21 protein-coding genes are annotated in these 16,891 nt (G+C 71.1%); 9 read left to right on the top strand and 12 right to left on the bottom strand.

Features of this window, described 5'->3' with window-relative positions; genetic code table 11:
- The first annotated feature begins 92 nt into the window (after positions 1-92).
- Positions 93-518: a D-aminoacyl-tRNA deacylase gene (gene dtd, locus ACFVQG_RS24370; RefSeq protein ID WP_383387239.1), complete on the top strand. Its 426-nt coding sequence runs from the start codon at positions 93-95 to the stop codon at positions 516-518.
- Between the two features lie 59 nt (positions 519-577).
- Here dtd and ACFVQG_RS24365 read toward each other — a convergent pair whose 3' ends face one another.
- Genes ACFVQG_RS24365 through ACFVQG_RS24355 form a run of 3 tightly spaced genes read right to left on the bottom strand, consistent with a single transcriptional unit; the run spans position 578 to position 2,594 of the window.
- Positions 578-1,543, bottom strand: coding sequence for a YgfZ/GcvT domain-containing protein (locus ACFVQG_RS24365; protein ID WP_383387236.1), 966 nt, complete (start codon positions 1,541-1,543; stop codon positions 578-580).
- 21 nt (positions 1,544-1,564) lie between these two features.
- Positions 1,565-2,002, bottom strand: coding sequence for a Fur family transcriptional regulator (locus ACFVQG_RS24360; protein WP_383387233.1), 438 nt, complete (start codon positions 2,000-2,002; stop codon positions 1,565-1,567).
- Positions 2,003-2,018: 16 nt separating this feature from the next.
- Positions 2,019-2,594, bottom strand: a complete 576-nt coding sequence (locus tag ACFVQG_RS24355; RefSeq protein ID WP_383387230.1) for an FABP family protein — start codon at positions 2,592-2,594, stop codon at positions 2,019-2,021.
- 389 nt (positions 2,595-2,983) lie between these two features.
- Here ACFVQG_RS24355 and ACFVQG_RS24350 point away from each other — a divergent pair, with 389 nt between their 5' ends.
- Positions 2,984-3,346, top strand: a complete 363-nt coding sequence (locus ACFVQG_RS24350; RefSeq protein ID WP_383387227.1) for a DsrE family protein — start codon at positions 2,984-2,986, stop codon at positions 3,344-3,346.
- On the opposite strand, the gene ACFVQG_RS24345 is transcribed toward ACFVQG_RS24350, so the two are convergent.
- The 8 genes from ACFVQG_RS24345 to ACFVQG_RS24310 all read right to left on the bottom strand — a co-directional run bounded on the left by ACFVQG_RS24345 (position 3,340) and on the right by ACFVQG_RS24310 (position 8,510).
- Entirely contained in the window at positions 3,340-3,606 is a 267-nt protein-coding gene (locus ACFVQG_RS24345; protein WP_383387224.1) for a DUF3099 domain-containing protein, read from the bottom strand. The genes ACFVQG_RS24350 and ACFVQG_RS24345 overlap by 7 nt on opposite strands.
- A gap of 98 nt (positions 3,607-3,704) precedes the next feature.
- Complete coding sequence (locus tag ACFVQG_RS24340) at positions 3,705-3,992, bottom strand: DUF1416 domain-containing protein (protein WP_009189358.1); 288 nt, start codon at positions 3,990-3,992, stop codon at positions 3,705-3,707.
- Positions 3,993-4,028: 36 nt separating this feature from the next.
- On the bottom strand, positions 4,029-4,868 hold the full coding sequence (locus ACFVQG_RS24335; protein WP_383387221.1) for a sulfurtransferase: 840 nt from the start codon (positions 4,866-4,868) through the stop codon (positions 4,029-4,031).
- Positions 4,869-4,995: 127 nt separating this feature from the next.
- Positions 4,996-5,076 carry a putative leader peptide gene (locus tag ACFVQG_RS24330; protein ID WP_353963671.1) on the bottom strand — a complete coding sequence of 27 codons (81 nt, stop codon included), beginning with the start codon at positions 5,074-5,076 and terminating at the stop codon, positions 4,996-4,998.
- Between the two features lie 212 nt (positions 5,077-5,288).
- Complete coding sequence (locus tag ACFVQG_RS24325) at positions 5,289-6,026, bottom strand: DUF2993 domain-containing protein (RefSeq protein WP_383387218.1); 738 nt, start codon at positions 6,024-6,026, stop codon at positions 5,289-5,291.
- A 102-nt stretch (positions 6,027-6,128) separates the two neighbouring features.
- Positions 6,129-7,337, bottom strand: coding sequence for a hypothetical protein (locus ACFVQG_RS24320; RefSeq protein ID WP_383387215.1), 1,209 nt, complete (start codon positions 7,335-7,337; stop codon positions 6,129-6,131).
- Positions 7,338-7,345: 8 nt separating this feature from the next.
- The gene (locus ACFVQG_RS24315) at positions 7,346-7,600 is read right to left on the bottom strand and encodes a MoaD/ThiS family protein (RefSeq protein WP_383387212.1); all 255 of its coding nucleotides are present in this window, start codon (positions 7,598-7,600) and stop codon (positions 7,346-7,348) included.
- Positions 7,601-7,637: 37 nt separating this feature from the next.
- A complete protein-coding gene (locus ACFVQG_RS24310) occupies positions 7,638-8,510 on the bottom strand; it encodes an alpha/beta hydrolase (protein WP_383387209.1) in 873 nt (290 codons plus the stop codon).
- A 264-nt stretch (positions 8,511-8,774) separates the two neighbouring features.
- Between ACFVQG_RS24310 and ACFVQG_RS24305 the strand changes: the two genes are divergently transcribed.
- The 6 genes from ACFVQG_RS24305 to ACFVQG_RS24280 all read left to right on the top strand — a co-directional run bounded on the left by ACFVQG_RS24305 (position 8,775) and on the right by ACFVQG_RS24280 (position 14,399).
- Complete coding sequence (locus ACFVQG_RS24305; protein WP_383387206.1) at positions 8,775-9,563, top strand: winged-helix domain-containing protein; 789 nt, start codon at positions 8,775-8,777, stop codon at positions 9,561-9,563.
- 105 nt (positions 9,564-9,668) lie between these two features.
- Positions 9,669-10,691 carry a LacI family DNA-binding transcriptional regulator gene (locus ACFVQG_RS24300; RefSeq protein WP_383387203.1) on the top strand — a complete coding sequence of 341 codons (1,023 nt, stop codon included), beginning with the start codon at positions 9,669-9,671 and terminating at the stop codon, positions 10,689-10,691.
- Between the two features lie 198 nt (positions 10,692-10,889).
- Positions 10,890-11,909 carry a S1C family serine protease gene (locus ACFVQG_RS24295; RefSeq protein ID WP_383387200.1) on the top strand — a complete coding sequence of 340 codons (1,020 nt, stop codon included), beginning with the start codon at positions 10,890-10,892 and terminating at the stop codon, positions 11,907-11,909.
- 28 nt (positions 11,910-11,937) lie between these two features.
- Positions 11,938-12,120, top strand: a complete 183-nt coding sequence (locus tag ACFVQG_RS24290) for a hypothetical protein (RefSeq protein WP_383387197.1) — start codon at positions 11,938-11,940, stop codon at positions 12,118-12,120.
- Positions 12,121-12,213: 93 nt separating this feature from the next.
- Positions 12,214-12,948 carry a response regulator transcription factor gene (locus ACFVQG_RS24285; protein ID WP_383387194.1) on the top strand — a complete coding sequence of 245 codons (735 nt, stop codon included), beginning with the start codon at positions 12,214-12,216 and terminating at the stop codon, positions 12,946-12,948.
- The gene (locus ACFVQG_RS24280) at positions 12,945-14,399 is read left to right on the top strand and encodes an ATP-binding protein (RefSeq protein ID WP_383387190.1); all 1,455 of its coding nucleotides are present in this window, start codon (positions 12,945-12,947) and stop codon (positions 14,397-14,399) included. The genes ACFVQG_RS24285 and ACFVQG_RS24280 overlap by 4 nt, the downstream gene beginning before the upstream one ends.
- Here the strand turns inward: ACFVQG_RS24280 and ACFVQG_RS24275 are convergent.
- A complete protein-coding gene (locus ACFVQG_RS24275) occupies positions 14,396-14,611 on the bottom strand; it encodes a hypothetical protein (RefSeq protein WP_383387187.1) in 216 nt (71 codons plus the stop codon). The genes ACFVQG_RS24280 and ACFVQG_RS24275 overlap by 4 nt on opposite strands.
- Positions 14,612-14,815: 204 nt before the next feature.
- On the opposite strand from ACFVQG_RS24275, the gene ACFVQG_RS24270 reads away from it, so the two are divergent.
- Positions 14,816-16,858 (top strand): pectinesterase family protein, encoded by a 2,043-nt coding sequence (locus ACFVQG_RS24270; protein WP_383387183.1) that lies wholly within the window; start codon positions 14,816-14,818, stop codon positions 16,856-16,858.
- The last annotated feature ends 33 nt before the right edge of the window (positions 16,859-16,891 follow it).

Raw genomic sequence — 16,891 nt, 5'->3', positions numbered from 1 at the left:
GATCGGCCCCAGATGGGGGGTTACGGAACATAAAACAACCGGCAACGGACCCGTCGGCACCACCCGCCCACCCGCACGGCATCATGGACGCCATGCGTGCGGTGGTACAGCGAGTGGACGGCGCCAGTGTCGTCGTGGAAGGCAGCACCGTCGGCGAGATCACCGGCGAGGGCCTGTGCGTCCTGGTCGGTGTGACGCACGACGACACCAAGGAGAAGGCGGCCCAGCTGGCCCGCAAGCTCTGGACCCTGCGCATGCTGCACGACGAGAAGTCATGCAGCGACATCGACGCCCCGCTCCTGGTGATCAGCCAGTTCACCCTCTACGGCGACGCCCGCAAGGGCCGCCGCCCCACCTGGAACGCCGCCGCCCCCGGCACCGTCGCGGAACCCCTCGTGGAGGAGGTCGTGGCCCAGCTCCGCGCGCTGGGCGCCACGGTGGCGACGGGCCGCTTCGGCGCCCAGATGCGGGTCGGGATCACCAACGACGGCCCGTTCACGGTCCTGCTGGACCTCTGAGCACGCCCAAGCGCCGCCCGGAGCCTACGGCTCGACGACGACCTCCCGCGCCGCGGAGCCTACGGCTCGACGACGACCTCCTGCGCCGCCGCGGTCGTATCCGCGACCAGCGCCGCGTCCACCGGCACATTCCGCTTGACCAGGGCCAACGCCACCGGCCCCAGTTCGTGATGGCGCGCGGACGTGGTCACGAACCCGACCTTGCGCCCCTCCGGCCCGTCATCGGCGAGCCGCAACTCCGCCCCGCGCGGCGGCAGATGCACCTCGCTCCCGTCCAGGTGCAGGAAGACCAGGCGCCGCGGCGGCTTGCCGAGGTTCTGCACCCGGGCCACCGTCTCCTGCCCCCGATAGCACCCCTTCTGCAGGTGCACCGCGCTGCCGATCCACCCCAGCTCGTGCGGAATGGTCCGGTGATCGGTCTCGAACCCGAGCCGCGGCCGATGCTGCTCCACCCGCAGCGCCTCGTACGCCAGCAGCCCGGCCGCGGGCCCGGCCTTCTCCGCGTACGACTCGAGATCAGCCCGCGGCAGGAAGAGATCGCGCCCGAAGGCGGTCTCCCGCACCACCACGCCCTCCGGCACCTCGGCGATCGACCCGGCGGGCAGATGCACCACGGCGAAGTCGGCGCTGCGGTCGGCGACGTCGACCCGGTAGAAGAACTTCATCGACTCCAGGTAGGCGATCAGCGCGTCCGCCGTGCCGGGCTCGATGTGCGCCCAGACGGTGGTGCCGTCGTCGACCAGATACAGCGCGTGCTCGATATGGCCGTTCGCGGAGAGGATCAACGCCTCGGTGGCCTGCCCCACGGGCAGGTCGCTCACATGCTGGGTGAGCAGCAGATGCAGCCAGCTGAGCCGGTCCTCACCGGACACGGTGACCACGCCACGGTGGGACAGGTCCACGAACCCCGCCCCACCGGCGAGGGCACGCTGTTCACGGAACAGGTCGCCGTAGTGCGCGGCGACGCCTTCGTCCACGCCTTCGCCGGGAACGGCACCGGGCAGGGACAGCAGAGGGCTCTTCATATCCACAGCCTACGACTCGTCCTACGACTCACCGCTCGCGCTCCTGGACGTGCAGGAACGGCACCGCCCGAAGATCGCGAAGTGCTTCATGTCGGTGTCGAACCCGAACGTGTCACGCAGCTTCGCCGTGAACTCCGCCGCGACCTCCACGTCCGCCTCGATCACGTTCGTACAGTCCCGGCAGACCAGGTGGATGTGGTGGTGCCGATCGGCGAGATGGTAGGTCGGCGCCCCGTGCCCGAGATGGGCATGGCTGACCAGGCCCAGCTCCTCCAACAGCTCCAGGGTCCGGTACACCGTGGAAATGTTGACCCCCGACGCCGTCTTCCGCACTTCGGAGAGGATGTCGTCGGGGGTCGCGTGCTCCAGGGTGTCCACGGCTTCGAGCACGAGTTGCCGCTGCGGCGTCAGCCGGTAGCCGCGCTGCCTGAGGTCGCTCTTCCAGTCGGTGCTCACCACACTGGAGAGTCTAGGACTACTTGAAGAAAGCGATCCCGTCGTCCGGCATGTCGTCCGGCAGGGCCTTCGCCCAGCGCTCGACGTCCTCCGGCGTGACGACCTTCTTCAGCTGGGCGGACATGTACGGCCGCAGCGCCACCTCGGGCGTCTGCTTCTCGCCGACCCACATCAGGTCACCCTTGACATAGCCGTACAGCCGCTTGCCGCCGCTGTAGGGGCGGGCGGCGGCGGTCCGGGCCACCGCGTCGGTCACCAGGTCGATCTGCGGCTTCTGGTCGGCCAGCTCGCCGTACCAGATCTCGACGACACCGTCGTCGCGGGTCATGGTCACCTCGACCCGGCGGGCGGCGTCGATGCGCCAGAAGCCGTGCTCGGACTCCAGGGGCCTGACCTTGTTGCCGTCCTGGTCGAGGACCCAGGAGTACGAGTGGTACTCGAGGAAGTCCCGGCCGTCGTGCGTGAAGGTGACCTCCTGCCCGAAGTTGCACTTCTCGGCACCGGGGAAGTCGTGCACCCCGGCACCAGCCCAGTTGCCCAGCAGGAAAACGAGCGGGACGAGGTCCTTGTGGAGGTCGGACGGGATCTCGATCATCAGTGAGACTTCCTGGCTAGGGTTCAGCGCTGGCCCTGGTACAGCTTCTTCACGACCAGCCCGGCGAACGCCAGGGTGGCGACGCAGACCACGACCAACAGGGCCTCGAAGAAGAGAATCACAGGTGCTCCTCGATTGAGCGGGGTGCGGTGGACACACAGGACCGGCCCCCAGCTTACGCGGCCGGGAACCGGTCCTCCCTGTGAGGTACGCCCTCCCGACGATCAGCCGGTACGCCTGCCGGACGTGCCCGGGACCGTGGGGCCCGGCCTCGGTGGACTGCCTCCGGAACGTCCCCCACAGGACGTGGGCACGCGCCCCCGTGCGCGCCGCACGGGACACCCGCGGTCGATGCCACCGGTCGCAGGGGCGTTGACTACGCTTCGGGCATGGCGAAGAAGCTCGTGATCAAGGTGACGGCCGGGGCGGACGCCCCCGAGCGCTGCTCGCAGGCGTTCACGGTGGCCGCGGTGGCCGTGGCGAGTGGGGTGGAGGTGTCCCTGTGGCTGACCGGTGAGTCCGCCTGGTTCGCCCTGCCCGGCCGCGCCGCCGAGTTCGAACTCCCGCACGCCGCCCCGCTGCCCGACCTCCTCGACTCGATCCTCGCGGGCGGCCGACTCACCCTGTGCACCCAGTGCGCGGCCCGCCGCGGGATCACGGAGAAGGACGTCATCGAGGGCGTACGCATCGCCGGGGCGCAGGTCTTCGTCCAGGAGGCCCTGGCGGACGACACGCAGGCCCTCGTCTACTGACCCCTGTCCCGGCGCTTGCCGTCCAGTTCGTCCCACCACTCGTCCGACTGGGGGTCGCCCGAGGGGTCGTCCCACCAGCGGTCGTCGGGGCCGCGACGGTTGGCGATCATCGCGGCGAGCGGGGGGATGACCATGGCCACCAGGCACATCGCGACGGCCGCCGGGACGGACCACAGCCGTACGACGGCCCAGGCCAGGATGAACAGGCCGAGGCAGCAGCCCATCATGGCGAAGTAGCGACGACGGCGCCGTGCGTACATGTCTCCAGCGTAGGTCGGCATCCCCGATCGGCACGCCGAAGGGCCGCACCCCGGGCGTCCAACCCGCGGGGTACGGCCCTCCGTGCCGTTGTCGGTCCTCAGACCGCGATGGCGACCTCGGCCAGACCGCCCTTCTGGGCGACCACCGTGCGGTCGGCGGTGCCGCCGGGCACCAGGGCACGGACGGTCCAGGTGCCCTCGGCCGCGTAGAACCGGAACTGACCGGTCGCGGAGGTGGGCACCTCCGCCGTGAACTCGCCGGTCGAGTCCAGCAGCCGGACGTAGCCGGTCACGGGCTCGCCGTCACGGGTCACCTGGCCCTGGATCGTGGTCTCACCGGGCTTGATCGTCGAGGCGTCGGGGCCACCGGCCTTCGCTCCGCACATGGGTCACTCCTCAGAGGATGTAGAGGGTCGGTCGGCTTACTTGTTGGCGCCCAGCTCGATCGGCACGCCGACCAGGGAGCCGTACTCGGTCCAGGAACCGTCGTAGTTCTTGACGTTCTCCACGCCCAGCAGCTCGTGCAGCACGAACCAGGTCAGCGCGGAGCGCTCGCCGATGCGGCAGTAGGCGATGGTGTCCTTGGAGAGGTCGACGCTCTCCTCCTCGTAGAGCTTCTTCAGCTCGTCGTCCGACTTGAACGTGCCGTCGTCGTTGGCGTTCTTCGACCACGGGATGTTGCGGGCGGACGGCACGTGACCCGGGCGCTGCGACTGCTCCTGCGGCAGGTGGGCCGGGGCGAGCAGCTTGCCGGAGAACTCGTCGGGCGAGCGGACGTCGACCAGGTTCTGCGCGCCGATGGCGGCGACCACGTCGTCACGGAAGGCGCGGATCGAGGTGTCCTGCGGCTTGGCCTTGTAGTCGGTGGTGGCGCGCTCGGGCACCTCCTCGACCAGCTCGCGGGCGTCCAGCTCCCACTTCTTGCGGCCACCGTCGAGGAGCTTGACGTTCTCGTGGCCGTAGAGCTTGAAGTACCAGTAGGCGTACGACGCGAACCAGTTGTTGTTGCCGCCGTAGAGGATCACCAGCGTGTCGTTGGCGATGCCCTTGGCGGAGAGGAGCTTCTCGAAGCCCTCCTGGTCGATGAAGTCGCGGCGGACCGGGTCCTGGAGGTCGTCGGTCCAGTCGATCTTGATCGCGTTGCGGATGTGGTTCTTGTCGTACGCGGACGTGTCCTCGTCCACCTCGACGACCGCGATGTTCGGGTCGTCCAGGTTGTCCTGCAGCCAGTCGGCGTCGACCAGGACGTCGCTGCGGCTCATGTCTCTCCTCCGGGGCAGTTGCGGCGGGGTGTGCCAATGCGGGCGAAATGCGAGGTGCGGGCGTGCGCAGGGCGCACGGAGGCCCCTGGTGCGGGGCGGTGGGGAACGCGGAGGCAGCGGCCTCCGGTCAGAAGGTGCGACAGAGCATGGCGGCAACGCGGCACAGGTCTACTGCCCGCCGCTTTGTGAGGTCCGCCTGTCGTCTCATGGGCTCGATCGTAGGGACGGTCGGGCGGGCATGTCACCGGCGTGTCGAATGGTGAGACGCGATCGTCCACGATCCGGGACCGGATGGCCGTGCGGCCAGCCGCCGCCCGGCCGCCGGTGTCCTGTATCCGTCGTCACATCTACGGTACGGACGCCTCGTCTCGCCCCTCGGACAGATCAGCGGGGCCGACCCCTCGTGGCCCCCGGCCGGTACTACCCGGCCAGCCGCACGTCGGAACCCCGCACCGTGATCCGCACGCCGTCGCTCGCCGCCTTGACCGTGTCCAGCTGGATCCCGCCGGGCAGCTCCTCGATCCGCTGCTCGAAGTCGGTGATGGACCGGATCTGCGTCTCGCCGACCTCCACCCCGCCGATGCTGGGCAGGGCCTCGGCCTTCACCCGGACGCTGTCGCCCTGCGCGGTGACCGTGCTCAGCACGGAGACCGGCTGCGGCAGCTTGGTGCCGAACACCGTCGCCTCCACCGCGACCTTGATCTTGCCGTCGCCGCCGTCGGAGAGCCCGACGACCTCGGCGGTGACACCGGGGGACACCTGGGTGGGCTCCGACCTGGCCGTCTTCAGCAGCTCGTCGTAGGAGATGGTGGCGGTGCCGGTGGCGGAACGGGCGGTGGCGGAGCTGTAGTCGCCGGAGAACTCGACGCCCCTCATGTTCGCGGTGAGGTCGTCGATACGGATCGTCGTGCCGTCGCCGCCCGCGGTCGCCTCGTAGTTCTTGATGCCGACCTCGACGTCGTCCAGCTCGCCGCCGACGACTTGGGTGAGGAACGGAAAGCCCTTGATCGACACGTCGGGCGTGGACGCGAGGTTCTCGGTGGTGCGGACCTTGTCCGCGACCTCCCCCTCGGCGAAGTGCACGGCGAGCCGGTCGGCGGCCACGAAGAGGCCGCCGAGGACCACGACGACGATCAGTACTATTCGCAGCGCGCGCATGTTCCCCCACCTGGGCGGTCTTCAAGGTCGAACGCCACGGTAACCCCGGCGGCGGGGACGGCCGTCGGATTGTCGACCAGCTGTGACACGCGGCGGCCCCGCTCAGCCCAGTGACCGCCCCAGCACCCACACCACCGGCGCCGCCGCCGTCAACGGCAGGGCCACGCCCGCCGTGAAGTGGACGAACCGGGACGGATAGTCGTAGCTGGCCACCCGGTGCCCGATCAGCGCGCAGACCGCCGCGCCCACGCCCACCAGCGCGCCGTCCGCGCCGACGCCCGTCAGCCCGCCGACCGCGATCCCCGCGCCCGCCGCGGCGAGCAGCGCCACGACCACCGACGCCGGGGTGGGCAGCGGCATCGCGCGGGCGATGAGGGCGACGCCCACGGCGGCGGCCCCGACCGTCACCGCGTCCGCCTCGGCCGCGAGGTACCCGGCGGCGAGGATCGCCAGCGCGGCCGAGACGACGGTCGCCGTCAGGCCGTACATCCGCTCGTCCGGGTCGGCGTGCGAGCGCAGTTGGAGGACGAGGGAGAGCAGCACCCAGACGCCCAGGGTGCCGAGGATCGCGGCGGGACCGTGCTCCCGGCCCGCCACGAGCAGCACCGCGTCCGCGGTCAGCGCGCCCGCGAAGGCCAGCGCGATGCCCTGCCGGGCGGGCCACATGCCGTTCAGCCGGAACCAGCCCGCGGCGGTGACCGCCTGGAGCGCGACGAGCGGTACGAGGAGGGCGTACGAGCCGATGGCCGCCGCACCGGAGAGCAGCAGCCCCAGCAGCGCGGTGAGCGCGGCGGGCTGCCCGCCGGGCTCGATGATCGGGGAGCGCCCTTCGAGCCGGGCGCGCTGGGCGTCGGTGACGCGGGGGTTGCCCGCGAGGGTGGCGGGGCCGTAGCCCTCCGCGGGGGCGGGTGCGGGCGCCGTCGCCACGGGCTCCGCCGGGTACGCCTGGTCGTCGGTCACCGGCGGCAGGTACGCGGTCTCGGCCGCCGCGACCGGCGGGACGGGCGGCTGCGTCTGTGTCTCCCAGGTCTGTCCCTGCCACTGCTGGGTGTACTGCTGGGCGGCGTACGGATCGTCGTACTGCCCGTAAGCCCCGGACTGCCCGTAAGCCCCGGACTGCCCGTAAGGCCCGGACTGCCCGTACCCGCCGTTCTCCGCGTACCCGCCGTTCTCCGCGTACCCCTGCTGCCCGTACCCCTGCTGCCCGGGCCAGCCCGGCGCCTGCGGCTGCTGTGCGGGGGGCTGCTGCTGCCAGTAGGGGTCGTACGATCCCTGATACGGCTGGTCACTGCCGTACGGCTGATTGCTCATCGGTGCGGTCACCCTCCTGCGAACGGCGGGAGCACCTCGACCGTGCCGCCGTCGGCCAGCCGTACGGTCTCGTGCTCGCGCTTGCCCACGGGGTCACCGTCGATCAGGAACGAGCAGCGCTTCAGCACCCGCGTCAGCTCGCCGGGGTGCCGCTCGCGCACGGCGTCCAGCGCCTCGGCGAGCGTGGCCGCGTCGTACGGCTCCTCGGCGATCCCGGCCGCGGCCTTCGCGGCGGCCCAGTAGCGCACCGTGACCTTTGCCATCTCGTTCCTCGAGTCAGTAGGCGGTAACACGGCCAGGCTAGCCCGCCCCGCCGACAGCACGGTCCACTACCCAGTCCCCGACCCTCGCCAGCAGCTCCTCCGTGGCGGCGTGCTCGGCGTGTCCCATGCCCGCCTCGAGCCAGAGTTCGCCGTGGTCACCGGCGGCCTCGGCGAGCATGCGCGGGTGGTCGAGCGGGAAGTAGCCGTCGCGGTCGCCGTGCACGATGAGCAGCGGGGTCGGCGCGATCCGCGGCACGGCCGCCACCGGGGAGAGCGGTACGGGGTCCCAGTCGCGGTGGTGGATACGGGTCCGGAAGCCGTAACGGCCCACCAGGCGCCCCGCGGGCCGGGTCACCAGCCAGTGCAGGCGCCGCATGGGGGCGGTGCCCCGGTAGTACCAGCGGGCGGGCGCGCTGACCGAGACCACGGCGTCGGTGTCGGCCGGGTGCAGCGCCGCGTGCCGCAGGACGACCGAGCCGCCCATGGAGAAGCCGACGGTGGCCACGCGCGCGTGCCCCAGTTCCCGGGCCCAGGCGACGGCGGCGGCCAGGTCCAGCACCTCCCGGTCGCCGACGGTGGACCGCCCGCCGGACGCCCCGTGCCCCCGGAAGGAGAACGTGACGACGGCGCCGTAAGCCCGCAGCGCGCGCACCACCCGCCGAACGTGCGGCCGGTCCACGTCGCCGGTGAACCCGTGGGCGACGACGAACACCGGCTGAACGGCGGACGGCGCGGAGCTGTCGTATACAACCGCACCCGGGTCGTATACAGCGTCGATCGTCACCCCGTCGACGGTGTGCAGAAACGTCCGCAATCGCGCGGATCCGTTCCCCGCCGCCGTCTCGGAGTGTGGACGAACGGCGGAAGAAGGGAGGGATCGGGCCACATGACCTGCCGGACCGTTGCTCATGTGGGCTATTCTGCTGGGCAGAGGACTCGGGCAGCGTAGCCCCCGGGTCCTTTTGTGCTTTCGGAAGCGTTGTATACGACGCGGGAAACCGCAGGTGTACGGGTTGTCGATCGCATGGCGGAACCCAGGGGGCGTGGGGTCCGCAGCACCAGTACGAGGCAGTGCCGCAAACGTCCTCGCAGGGACCGAGGAGGAACCAGACGTTATGGGCGAGCGAACCGTGCACGGACGACGACGCACCACCAACCGGGCGGGAGGAGCGCGATGAGTTCTCTGCTGCTCCTCACCAACGCCCTCCAGCCGTCGACGGAGGTGCTCCCCGCTCTCGGCCTGCTGCTGCACAACGTGCGCGTGGCTCCGGCGGAGGGCCCCGCACTCGTCGACACCCCGGGCGCCGACGTCATCCTGATCGACGGGCGGCGCGACCTCCCGCAGGTCCGCAGCCTGTGCCAGCTGCTGCGGTCCACGGGCCCCGGCTGCCCCCTCATCCTCGTCGTCACCGAGGGCGGCCTCGCCGCCGTCACCGCGGACTGGGGCATCGACGACGTCCTCCTCGACACCGCCGGTCCGGCGGAGGTGGAGGCGCGGCTGCGGCTCGCCATGGGCCGCCAGCAGATCGTCAACGACGACTCCCCGATGGAGATCCGCAACGGTGATCTGTCGGTGGACGAGGCGACGTACAGCGCCAAGCTCAAGGGACGGGTCCTCGACCTGACCTTCAAGGAGTTCGAGCTGTTGAAGTACCTCGCCCAGCACCCGGGCCGGGTCTTCACGCGCGCGCAGCTCCTCCAGGAGGTCTGGGGCTACGACTACTTCGGCGGCACCCGCACCGTGGACGTGCACGTACGACGGCTGCGGGCGAAGCTCGGCCCCGAGCACGAGTCACTGATCGGAACCGTCCGGAACGTCGGTTATCGGTTCGTCACTCCCGAGAAGGCGGACCGCTCCTCCGACGAGGCGAGGGCCAAGGCGGCCCAGCCGAAGCGCGAGGAGCGGGAGGAAACGGACGCCTCGGCCGTGCTGGACCCGGCCGAGGTCACGGCAGAGGCGTAGCGGCACTCCGGTCGGAGCGCGGCGCCCCGTGCGCGCGGGGCCCTGCGCTCCAAGGAAGTGGCGTACGCCCTGCCCAGAGCCGGTCCATCCGCGTAGACTCCGCGCGTGGCCAAGGTGACTCGGGATGACGTGGCGAGACTGGCGGGTACTTCCACCGCCGTAGTCAGCTATGTCATCAACAACGGACCCCGGCCGGTCGCCCCGGCCACGCGCGAGCGTGTCCTCGCCGCCATCAAGGAGCTGGGCTACCGCCCCGACCGGGTGGCACAGGCGATGGCGTCGCGGCGCACCGACCTCATAGGCCTGATCGTGCCGGACGCGCGCCAGCCGTTCTTCGCGGAGATGGCGCACGCGGTCGAACAGGCGGCGTCCGAGCGCGGGAAGATGGTGCTGGTCGGCAACAGCGACTACATCGGCGAGCGCGAGGTGCACTACCTGCGCGCCTTCCTGGGGATGCGGGTCTCCGGGCTCATCCTCGTCAGCCACGCGCTCAACGACCTCGCCGCCGCCGAGATCGACGCCTGGGACGCCCGCGTGGTGCTGCTGCACGAGCGCCCCGAGGCCATGGACGACGTCGCCGTGGTCATGGACGACCTCGGCGGCGCCCAGGAGGCCGTCCGCCACCTGCTGGAGCACGGCTACGACTACGTCGCCTGCATGGGCGGCACCGCGCAGACCCCGGCGGTCGGCGACCCGGTCTCCGACCACGTCGAGGGCTGGCGGCGCGCGATGGCCGAGGCGGGCGTCCCCACCGAGGGCCGCCTGTTCGAGGCCCCCTACAACCGCTACGACGCCTACCGCGTCGGCCTCGACATCCTCTCCGGCCCCCGGCGACCGCCCGCGATCTTCTGCTCCACCGACGACCAGGCGATCGGCCTGCTGCGGGCGGCCCGCGAGCTGCGTATCGACGTACCCGGCGAGCTGGGGGTGGCGGGCTTCGACGACATCAAGGAGGCGGCGCTCGCCGACCCGCCCCTGACGACGATCGCCTCGGACCGCTCGGCCATGGCGCGGGCGGCGGTGGACCTGGTCCTGGACGACGGCCTGCGGGTCGCGGGCTCGCGGCGGGAGCGTCTGAAGGTGTTCCCGTCGAAGCTGGTGGTCCGCCGGTCGTGCGGCTGCGAGTAGGGGCTCTCCCCGCCTGAGCGGCCAGAGCGGCCGGGCTGGAGGGCTGGCCTGGGGGCTGGCCTAGGGGCTGGCCGCTGGCCTCAGGGCTGGCCTGAGGGTTGGCCTGAGGGTTGGCCTTATATCGGGCATACGAGCTTCTGTCGGGCTTCTCAGAGAGCACTCAGGGGACTCTCATCGTCGCGCGCCAAGCTCATGGACATGACCGAGAGCACGCGCCGTAGCGGCGACTACGAGACCCCCTACCAGGGCGACCAGCCCGTGTCTTCTCCCGTGCACCCGGAGTGGCCGCCCCCTCCGGCGCACGCGCCCACGCCTCTCCTCTCCGCGCCCACCACCCGCCCGAGGCGGCGGCGCGGCCGTGGCCCGGCCGCCCTGCTCGCCGCCGTGGCGATCGTCGCCGCGGCCATCGGCGGCGGCACGGCGTACGGCATCCAGGAGCTGACCGGCCCCGACACCACGGCGGCGAGCACCGGCACCGGCACCAGCGTGGTGCCGTCGAGCAAGAAGGGCGACATAGCGGCGATCGCCGCGGCGGTCAGCCCGAGCATCGTCGAGATCAACGCGACCTCCGGCAACGGCGAGTCCACCGGCTCCGGCGTGATCATCACCGGTGACGGCGAGATCATCACCAACAACCACGTCGTCTCCGGCGCGAACGAGATCAAGGTGACGACCAACGACGGCACGTCCTACACCGCGCAGGTCGTAGGCACCGACAGCAGCAAGGACCTCGCCCTGATCAAGCTGGAGGACGCGTCGGGTCTGACCGCGGCCTCGCTGGGCGACTCCGATGACGTCCAGGTCGGCGACACGGTCGTGGCGATCGGCTCCCCCGAGGGCCTCACCGGCACCGTGACCAGCGGAATCGTCTCCGCCCTCGACCGGGACGTGACCGTCTCCACCGACGAGAACCAGCAACAGCGGCAGCCGGGCGGCAGCTGGCCGTTCGAGTACGGCGGCGAGCAGTTCAACGGCGACACCGGCTCGTCCACGACGACGTACAAGGCGATCCAGACGGACGCGTCCCTGAACCCCGGCAACTCCGGCGGCGCGCTGATCGACATGAACGGCGACATCATCGGCATCAACTCCGCGATGTACTCGGCCTCCGGCTCGTCCTCCTCCGCCGACGCGGGCAGCGTGGGCCTCGGCTTCGCGATCCCGGTCAACACGGTCAAGTCCGACCTGGACACCCTGCGCGCGGGCGCGACGGACTGACGACGAGACAGAACCGAAGGGGCAGACCATGATCAAGCAGTTCCACCACACGGACCCCGGCACCGCCGCCACGGCCACCGACCCCGCCGGATACGCCCTGGCCCTGGAAGTCGCCCACACGCTGCACGCCCCCCGCACCCGGCCCCCCGAGCTGGCGCCCGCCGCCCACCGCCCCCGGACGACCCGGCGCCGTACGGCGGTCCGCGGCTGATCCACGGGCCCGGAGCACAGCGCGCCGTGCGACGCTGAATGAAGAATGGACCAGCAGTCCCCGTCCCTCCCCGCACCCGAGGAACCCAGAGCCATGAGCCCCGCCGAAGGCGACCGTGACCCCCAGCGCATCCTGATCGTCGACGACGAGCCCGCGGTGCGGGAAGCACTCCAGCGCAGCCTCGCCTTCGAGGGATACGGCACCGAGGTCGCGGTCGACGGCGCGGACGCCCTGGAGAAGGCCGCCGCCTACCGGCCCGACCTGGTCATACTCGACATCCAGATGCCCCGCATGGACGGCCTCACCGCCGCCCGCCGCATCCGCGGCACGGGCGACATGACCCCCATCCTCATGCTCACCGCCCGTGACACGGTCGGCGACCGGGTGACCGGCCTGGACGCGGGCGCCGACGACTACCTGGTCAAGCCGTTCGAACTCGACGAACTCTTCGCCCGCATCCGGGCCCTGCTGCGCCGCAGCTCGTACGCGGCGGCGGTGGCCGCCGCGACCGAGGACGACGACACCCTGGCCTTCGCGGACCTGCGCATGAACCTCGCCACGCGCGAGGTGACGCGCGGTGGCCGCCCGGTGGAGCTGACCCGCACGGAGTTCACGCTGCTGGAGATGTTCATGGCGCACCCGCGCCAGGTCCTCACCCGTGAGCAGATCCTCAAGGCCGTCTGGGGCTTCGACTTCGAGCCCTCCTCCAACTCCCTCGACGTCTACGTCATGTACCTGCGCCGCAAGACCGAGGCGGGCGGCGAGCCCCGCCTCGTCCACACCGTGCGCGGCGTCGGCTATGTCCTGCGCCAGGGCGGCGCCGAATGAACCGGCTGACCCGCCGCCTGCGCACCCTCCCGATCCGCTCCCGCCTGGCCCTGCTGGTGGCGGCGGCGGTGGCGTTCGCGGTGGCGGCGGTTTCGGTGACGTGCTGGTTCGTGGTGCGGGGGAAGTTGTACGACGAGATCGACAACGACCTGCGGGAGTCGGTCCGCGCCTACCCCCGCGCCCAGGTCCTGGCGGCGTTGTCGACGTGCAGCCAGTCGCCCGACACCTCCGTGTTCGGGCCCGGCACCGAGGGCTACATCCAGATCGTCAAGGCGGACGGCAAGGCCTGCCTCCTCGGCCGCTCCGCGGGCGCGGTGAAGGTCACCGACGGCGATGTGGCCGTCGCCGAGAACCCCCAGCCCGGTGAGGTCGCCTTCCGCTCCGGCCAGAACAGCGACGGCGACCCTGTCCGCGTACTGACCACGGCAGTTCTGGTCGAGGATCCGGACGGCCGGTACGTGGTGAACGACGCCGCCCTCGTCATGGCGCTCTCCCTCAAGGGCACCGAGTCCACCCTGAACGAACTCGCGTTGCTCCTCCTCGTCGTCTCCGGCATCGGAGTCATCGGCGCGGGCGCCGCGGGCCTGGCCGTGGCCCGCGCGGGCCTGCGCCCCGTCGACAAGCTCACGGAAGCCGTGGAGCACGTGGCCCGCACCGAGGACCTCACCATCCGCATCCCCGTCGGGCAGGACAGCGACGACGAGGTGGCCCGCCTCTCCCACTCCTTCAACTCGATGACGTCGGCGCTGGCCAGCTCCCGCGACCTCCAGCAACAGCTGATCGCGGACGCGGGCCACGAACTGCGTACGCCGCTCACCTCCCTGCGTACGAACATCGAACTCCTCACCCGCAGCGAGGAGACCGGCCGCCCCCTCCCCGAGGCGGACCGCAAGGCCCTGCTGGCGTCGGTGAAGGCGCAGATGACGGAACTGGCCGCCCTGATCGGCGACTTGCAGGAGCTGTCCCGCCCCGACACCGGCCAGCACTCGGGCGCCAGGGCCCAGGTGATCGCCTTCCACGACACCGTCGAGTCGGCCCTGCGCCGCGCCCGGCTGCGCGGCCCGGAGCTGACGATCACGGCGGACGTGCAGCCCTGGTACGTACGGGCGGAGCCCTCCGCCGTGGAGCGGGCGGTGGTGAACATCCTGGACAACGCGGTGAAGTTCAGCCCGGAGTCCGGCACGATCGAGGTCCGCCTGGACCACGGCACCCTCACGGTCCGCGACCACGGCCCCGGCATCCCCGCCGACGAACTCCCCCACGTCTTCGACCGCTTCTGGCGCAGCCCCTCCGCCCGCGCCCTCCCCGGCTCCGGCCTCGGCCTGTCCATCGTCGCCCGCACGATCCAGCAGGCGGGCGGCGAGGTCACCCTGCGACCGGCGGAGACGGGCGGCACGACGGTGACGGTACGCCTGCCGGGGGCGTCGACACCGCCGCCGGACATCCCCTAGGGCTCCCGGAACAACTCCCGCACCGCCTCGGGCCCAAGCTTGTCGGGATCGACGCGCGCCAGGACGACATCGTCCGGCGAGACCCCCACGGCCATGGCGGTACGGGTGTCGAAGTCACCGTGCCCATGCCCCCAGTAGGCACGCCGGTCATAGGCGACGACGTAGGCGCAGCAGGCGGCGGCGCCACCGCCACCGCCACCCCCTACCCCCACCCCCGTCAACCCCACCGCACCCGGCGACCGCAGCAAGGCCCCCAAGCCCGACCGCGACTCTCATCACACGCATCAAAGCCTCCTGATCTCCTCCCTCCGACGCACCGGCCGACCGCTTCGTTCACCCCGGCAACCCCGCGCTCCCCCGCGGCGACACCAGGGAGACGACTGCCCCTCACGAATCGAACCGGATCGGACCCGCGCATGAGCGACAACGTCCCCCACACCCGCGCCAGGCCCCGCCACCGCAGAAGGCGCACGATGGCGACGGCGGCCCTCCCCATCGCCGTCATCGCGGCCGGAACCCTGGGCTACCACACGACGGCCCAGAACAGCGCGACGGCGGCCACCCCCACCTGGGCCGCGGCGGAGGCCGACGGCTTCGCCTCGGTCAACTCGCTGGGCCAGAACGGCACATACGGTGGCCGCGACGGCGAGACGGTGACCGTCCGGACGCTCGCGGACCTGGAGAAGTACGCCACGGCCCCGGAGCCGTACGTCATCGTCGTCGCGGCGACGATCAGCATGAACCCGGTGGGCAAGGAGATCAAGGTCGCCTCGGACAAGACGATCATCGGCTCCGGCACCTCGGGCCACATCGTCGGCGGCGGCTTCTTCCTCGGCCAGGGCGTCCACAACGTGATCATCCGGAACCTGACCATCCGCGACAGCTACCAGGGCGTCTGGAACGACAAGGACCACGACTACGACGCCATCCAGATGGACGGCGCCCACCACGTGTGGATCGACCACAACGACCTGCGGCACATGGCCGACGGTCTGATAGACGTCCGCAAGGACAGCACCAACGTCACCGTGTCCTGGAACCGCCTGAGCGACAACAACAAGGCCTTCGGCATCGGCTGGACGGAGAACCTGGTCACCGACATCACGATCCACCACAACTGGATCCGCGAGACGGAACAGCGCAACCCGTCCACCGACAACGCCGCCCACGCGCACCTCTACAACAACTACCTCGAGGACACGACGGGCACCGCCATCACCTCCGCGTACGGCAACTACGCCCGGGGCCGCACCAGCATGGTCCTGGAGAACTCCTACTTCCAGGGCTTCAGAAACCCGGTGATCAAGGACAGCACCGCCTCCCTGGTCCAGCGCGGCAACGTCTTCTCCGGCACCAGCGGCCGCAACGAGAGCGGCGGCCCGGCCTTCGACCCGAAGACGTACTACGCCTACACCCTCGACCAGGCGAACGAGGTCCCCGCGCTGCTGAAGTCGCAGGCGGGTCCGCGCGGTTCCACGGCGACGACGACGGCCGCCGCGGCCACCACCCTCACGGTCGCCAAGGACGGCACCGGCCAGTACTCCACCGTCCAGGCGGCGGTGAACGCCGTACCCGCGAACAACACCTCGCGCGTCGTCATCGCCGTCAAGCCGGGCACGTACCGCGAGCTGGTCAAGATCCCGTCCAACAAGCCGCACATCACCCTCCAGGGCACGGGCGCCAGCCGCAGGGACACGCTGATCGTCTACAACAACGCGGCGGGCACCCCGAAGCCCGACGGCTCCGGCACCTACGGCACCTCCGGCAGCGCCACCGTCGCCGTGGAGGCGGACGACTTCCAGGCCCGCAACCTCACGATCACCAACGACTTCGACGAGGCCGCCCACCAGTCCCTCTCCGGCCACCAGGCGGTGGCCCTGCGCACGGCGGCCGACAAGGTCATGCTCGACTCGGTGATCATCAACGGCGACCAGGACACCCTCCTGCTGGACACCGCCGCCAAGGACCGGCTGGGCCGGGTCTACGTCACCAACTCCTACGTCACCGGCAACGTCGACTTCGTCTTCGGCCGCGCCACGGCGGTCATCGACCGCTCGGTCCTGACCCTGAGGAAGCGCTGGAACGGCACCTCGGCGGGCTACCTCACCGCCCCCAGCACCCCCGCCAACCGCAAGGGCTTCCTGATCACCCGCTCCACCGTCAACGGTGACGTCTCCGCGTCGACCTTCTACCTGGGCCGCCCCTGGCACGCGGGCGGCGACGCCACCCTCGACCCCCAGACCACGGTCCGCGACACCACCCTCAGCGCCGCCGTCAAGCCCACCCCCTGGACCGACATGAGCGGCTTCTCCTGGAAGGACGACCGCTTCGCCGAGTACAACAACACGGGCCCCGGCGCAGGCCCCACCTCCCCCGACCGCCCCCACCTGACCCCCGCCCAGGCGGCCGACCAGGAGATCACCGACTGGCTGGGGGACTGGACGCCGACGGCTTCCTGAACGGCGCCCCAGGGACAGCGAACGGGGCCCCGG

Source organism: Streptomyces sp. NPDC057877 (assembly GCF_042796855.1).
Classification (GTDB): Bacteria; Actinomycetota; Actinomycetes; order Streptomycetales; family Streptomycetaceae; genus Streptomyces.
This window is presented reverse-complemented; position numbering and strand designations above follow the sequence as displayed.

Bases quoted from the DNA above. Each gene is read 5' to 3' on its own strand.
- ACFVQG_RS24305 (WP_383387206.1), top strand. From the start codon at position 8,775: ATGAGTTCTCTGCTGCTCCTCACCAACGCCCTCCAGCCGTCGACGGAG.
- ACFVQG_RS24345 (WP_383387224.1), bottom strand. From the start codon at position 3,606: ATGTACGCACGGCGCCGTCGTCGCTACTTCGCCATGATGGGCTGCTGC.
- ACFVQG_RS24310 (WP_383387209.1), bottom strand. From the start codon at position 8,510: ATGAGCAACGGTCCGGCAGGTCATGTGGCCCGATCCCTCCCTTCTTCC.
- dtd (WP_383387239.1), top strand. From the start codon at position 93: ATGCGTGCGGTGGTACAGCGAGTGGACGGCGCCAGTGTCGTCGTGGAA.
- ACFVQG_RS24325 (WP_383387218.1), bottom strand. From the start codon at position 6,026: ATGCGCGCGCTGCGAATAGTACTGATCGTCGTCGTGGTCCTCGGCGGC.
- ACFVQG_RS24340 (WP_009189358.1), bottom strand. From the start codon at position 3,992: ATGTGCGGAGCGAAGGCCGGTGGCCCCGACGCCTCGACGATCAAGCCC.
- ACFVQG_RS24270 (WP_383387183.1), top strand. From the start codon at position 14,816: ATGAGCGACAACGTCCCCCACACCCGCGCCAGGCCCCGCCACCGCAGA.
- ACFVQG_RS24355 (WP_383387230.1), bottom strand. From the start codon at position 2,594: ATGATCGAGATCCCGTCCGACCTCCACAAGGACCTCGTCCCGCTCGTT.
- ACFVQG_RS24295 (WP_383387200.1), top strand. From the start codon at position 10,890: ATGACCGAGAGCACGCGCCGTAGCGGCGACTACGAGACCCCCTACCAG.
- ACFVQG_RS24335 (WP_383387221.1), bottom strand. From the start codon at position 4,868: ATGAGCCGCAGCGACGTCCTGGTCGACGCCGACTGGCTGCAGGACAAC.
- ACFVQG_RS24290 (WP_383387197.1), top strand. From the start codon at position 11,938: ATGATCAAGCAGTTCCACCACACGGACCCCGGCACCGCCGCCACGGCC.
- ACFVQG_RS24285 (WP_383387194.1), top strand. From the start codon at position 12,214: ATGAGCCCCGCCGAAGGCGACCGTGACCCCCAGCGCATCCTGATCGTC.
- ACFVQG_RS24365 (WP_383387236.1), bottom strand. From the start codon at position 1,543: ATGAAGAGCCCTCTGCTGTCCCTGCCCGGTGCCGTTCCCGGCGAAGGC.
- ACFVQG_RS24315 (WP_383387212.1), bottom strand. From the start codon at position 7,600: ATGGCAAAGGTCACGGTGCGCTACTGGGCCGCCGCGAAGGCCGCGGCC.
- ACFVQG_RS24320 (WP_383387215.1), bottom strand. From the start codon at position 7,337: ATGAGCAATCAGCCGTACGGCAGTGACCAGCCGTATCAGGGATCGTAC.
- ACFVQG_RS24330 (WP_353963671.1), bottom strand. From the start codon at position 5,076: ATGAGACGACAGGCGGACCTCACAAAGCGGCGGGCAGTAGACCTGTGC.
- ACFVQG_RS24280 (WP_383387190.1), top strand. From the start codon at position 12,945: ATGAACCGGCTGACCCGCCGCCTGCGCACCCTCCCGATCCGCTCCCGC.
- ACFVQG_RS24350 (WP_383387227.1), top strand. From the start codon at position 2,984: ATGGCGAAGAAGCTCGTGATCAAGGTGACGGCCGGGGCGGACGCCCCC.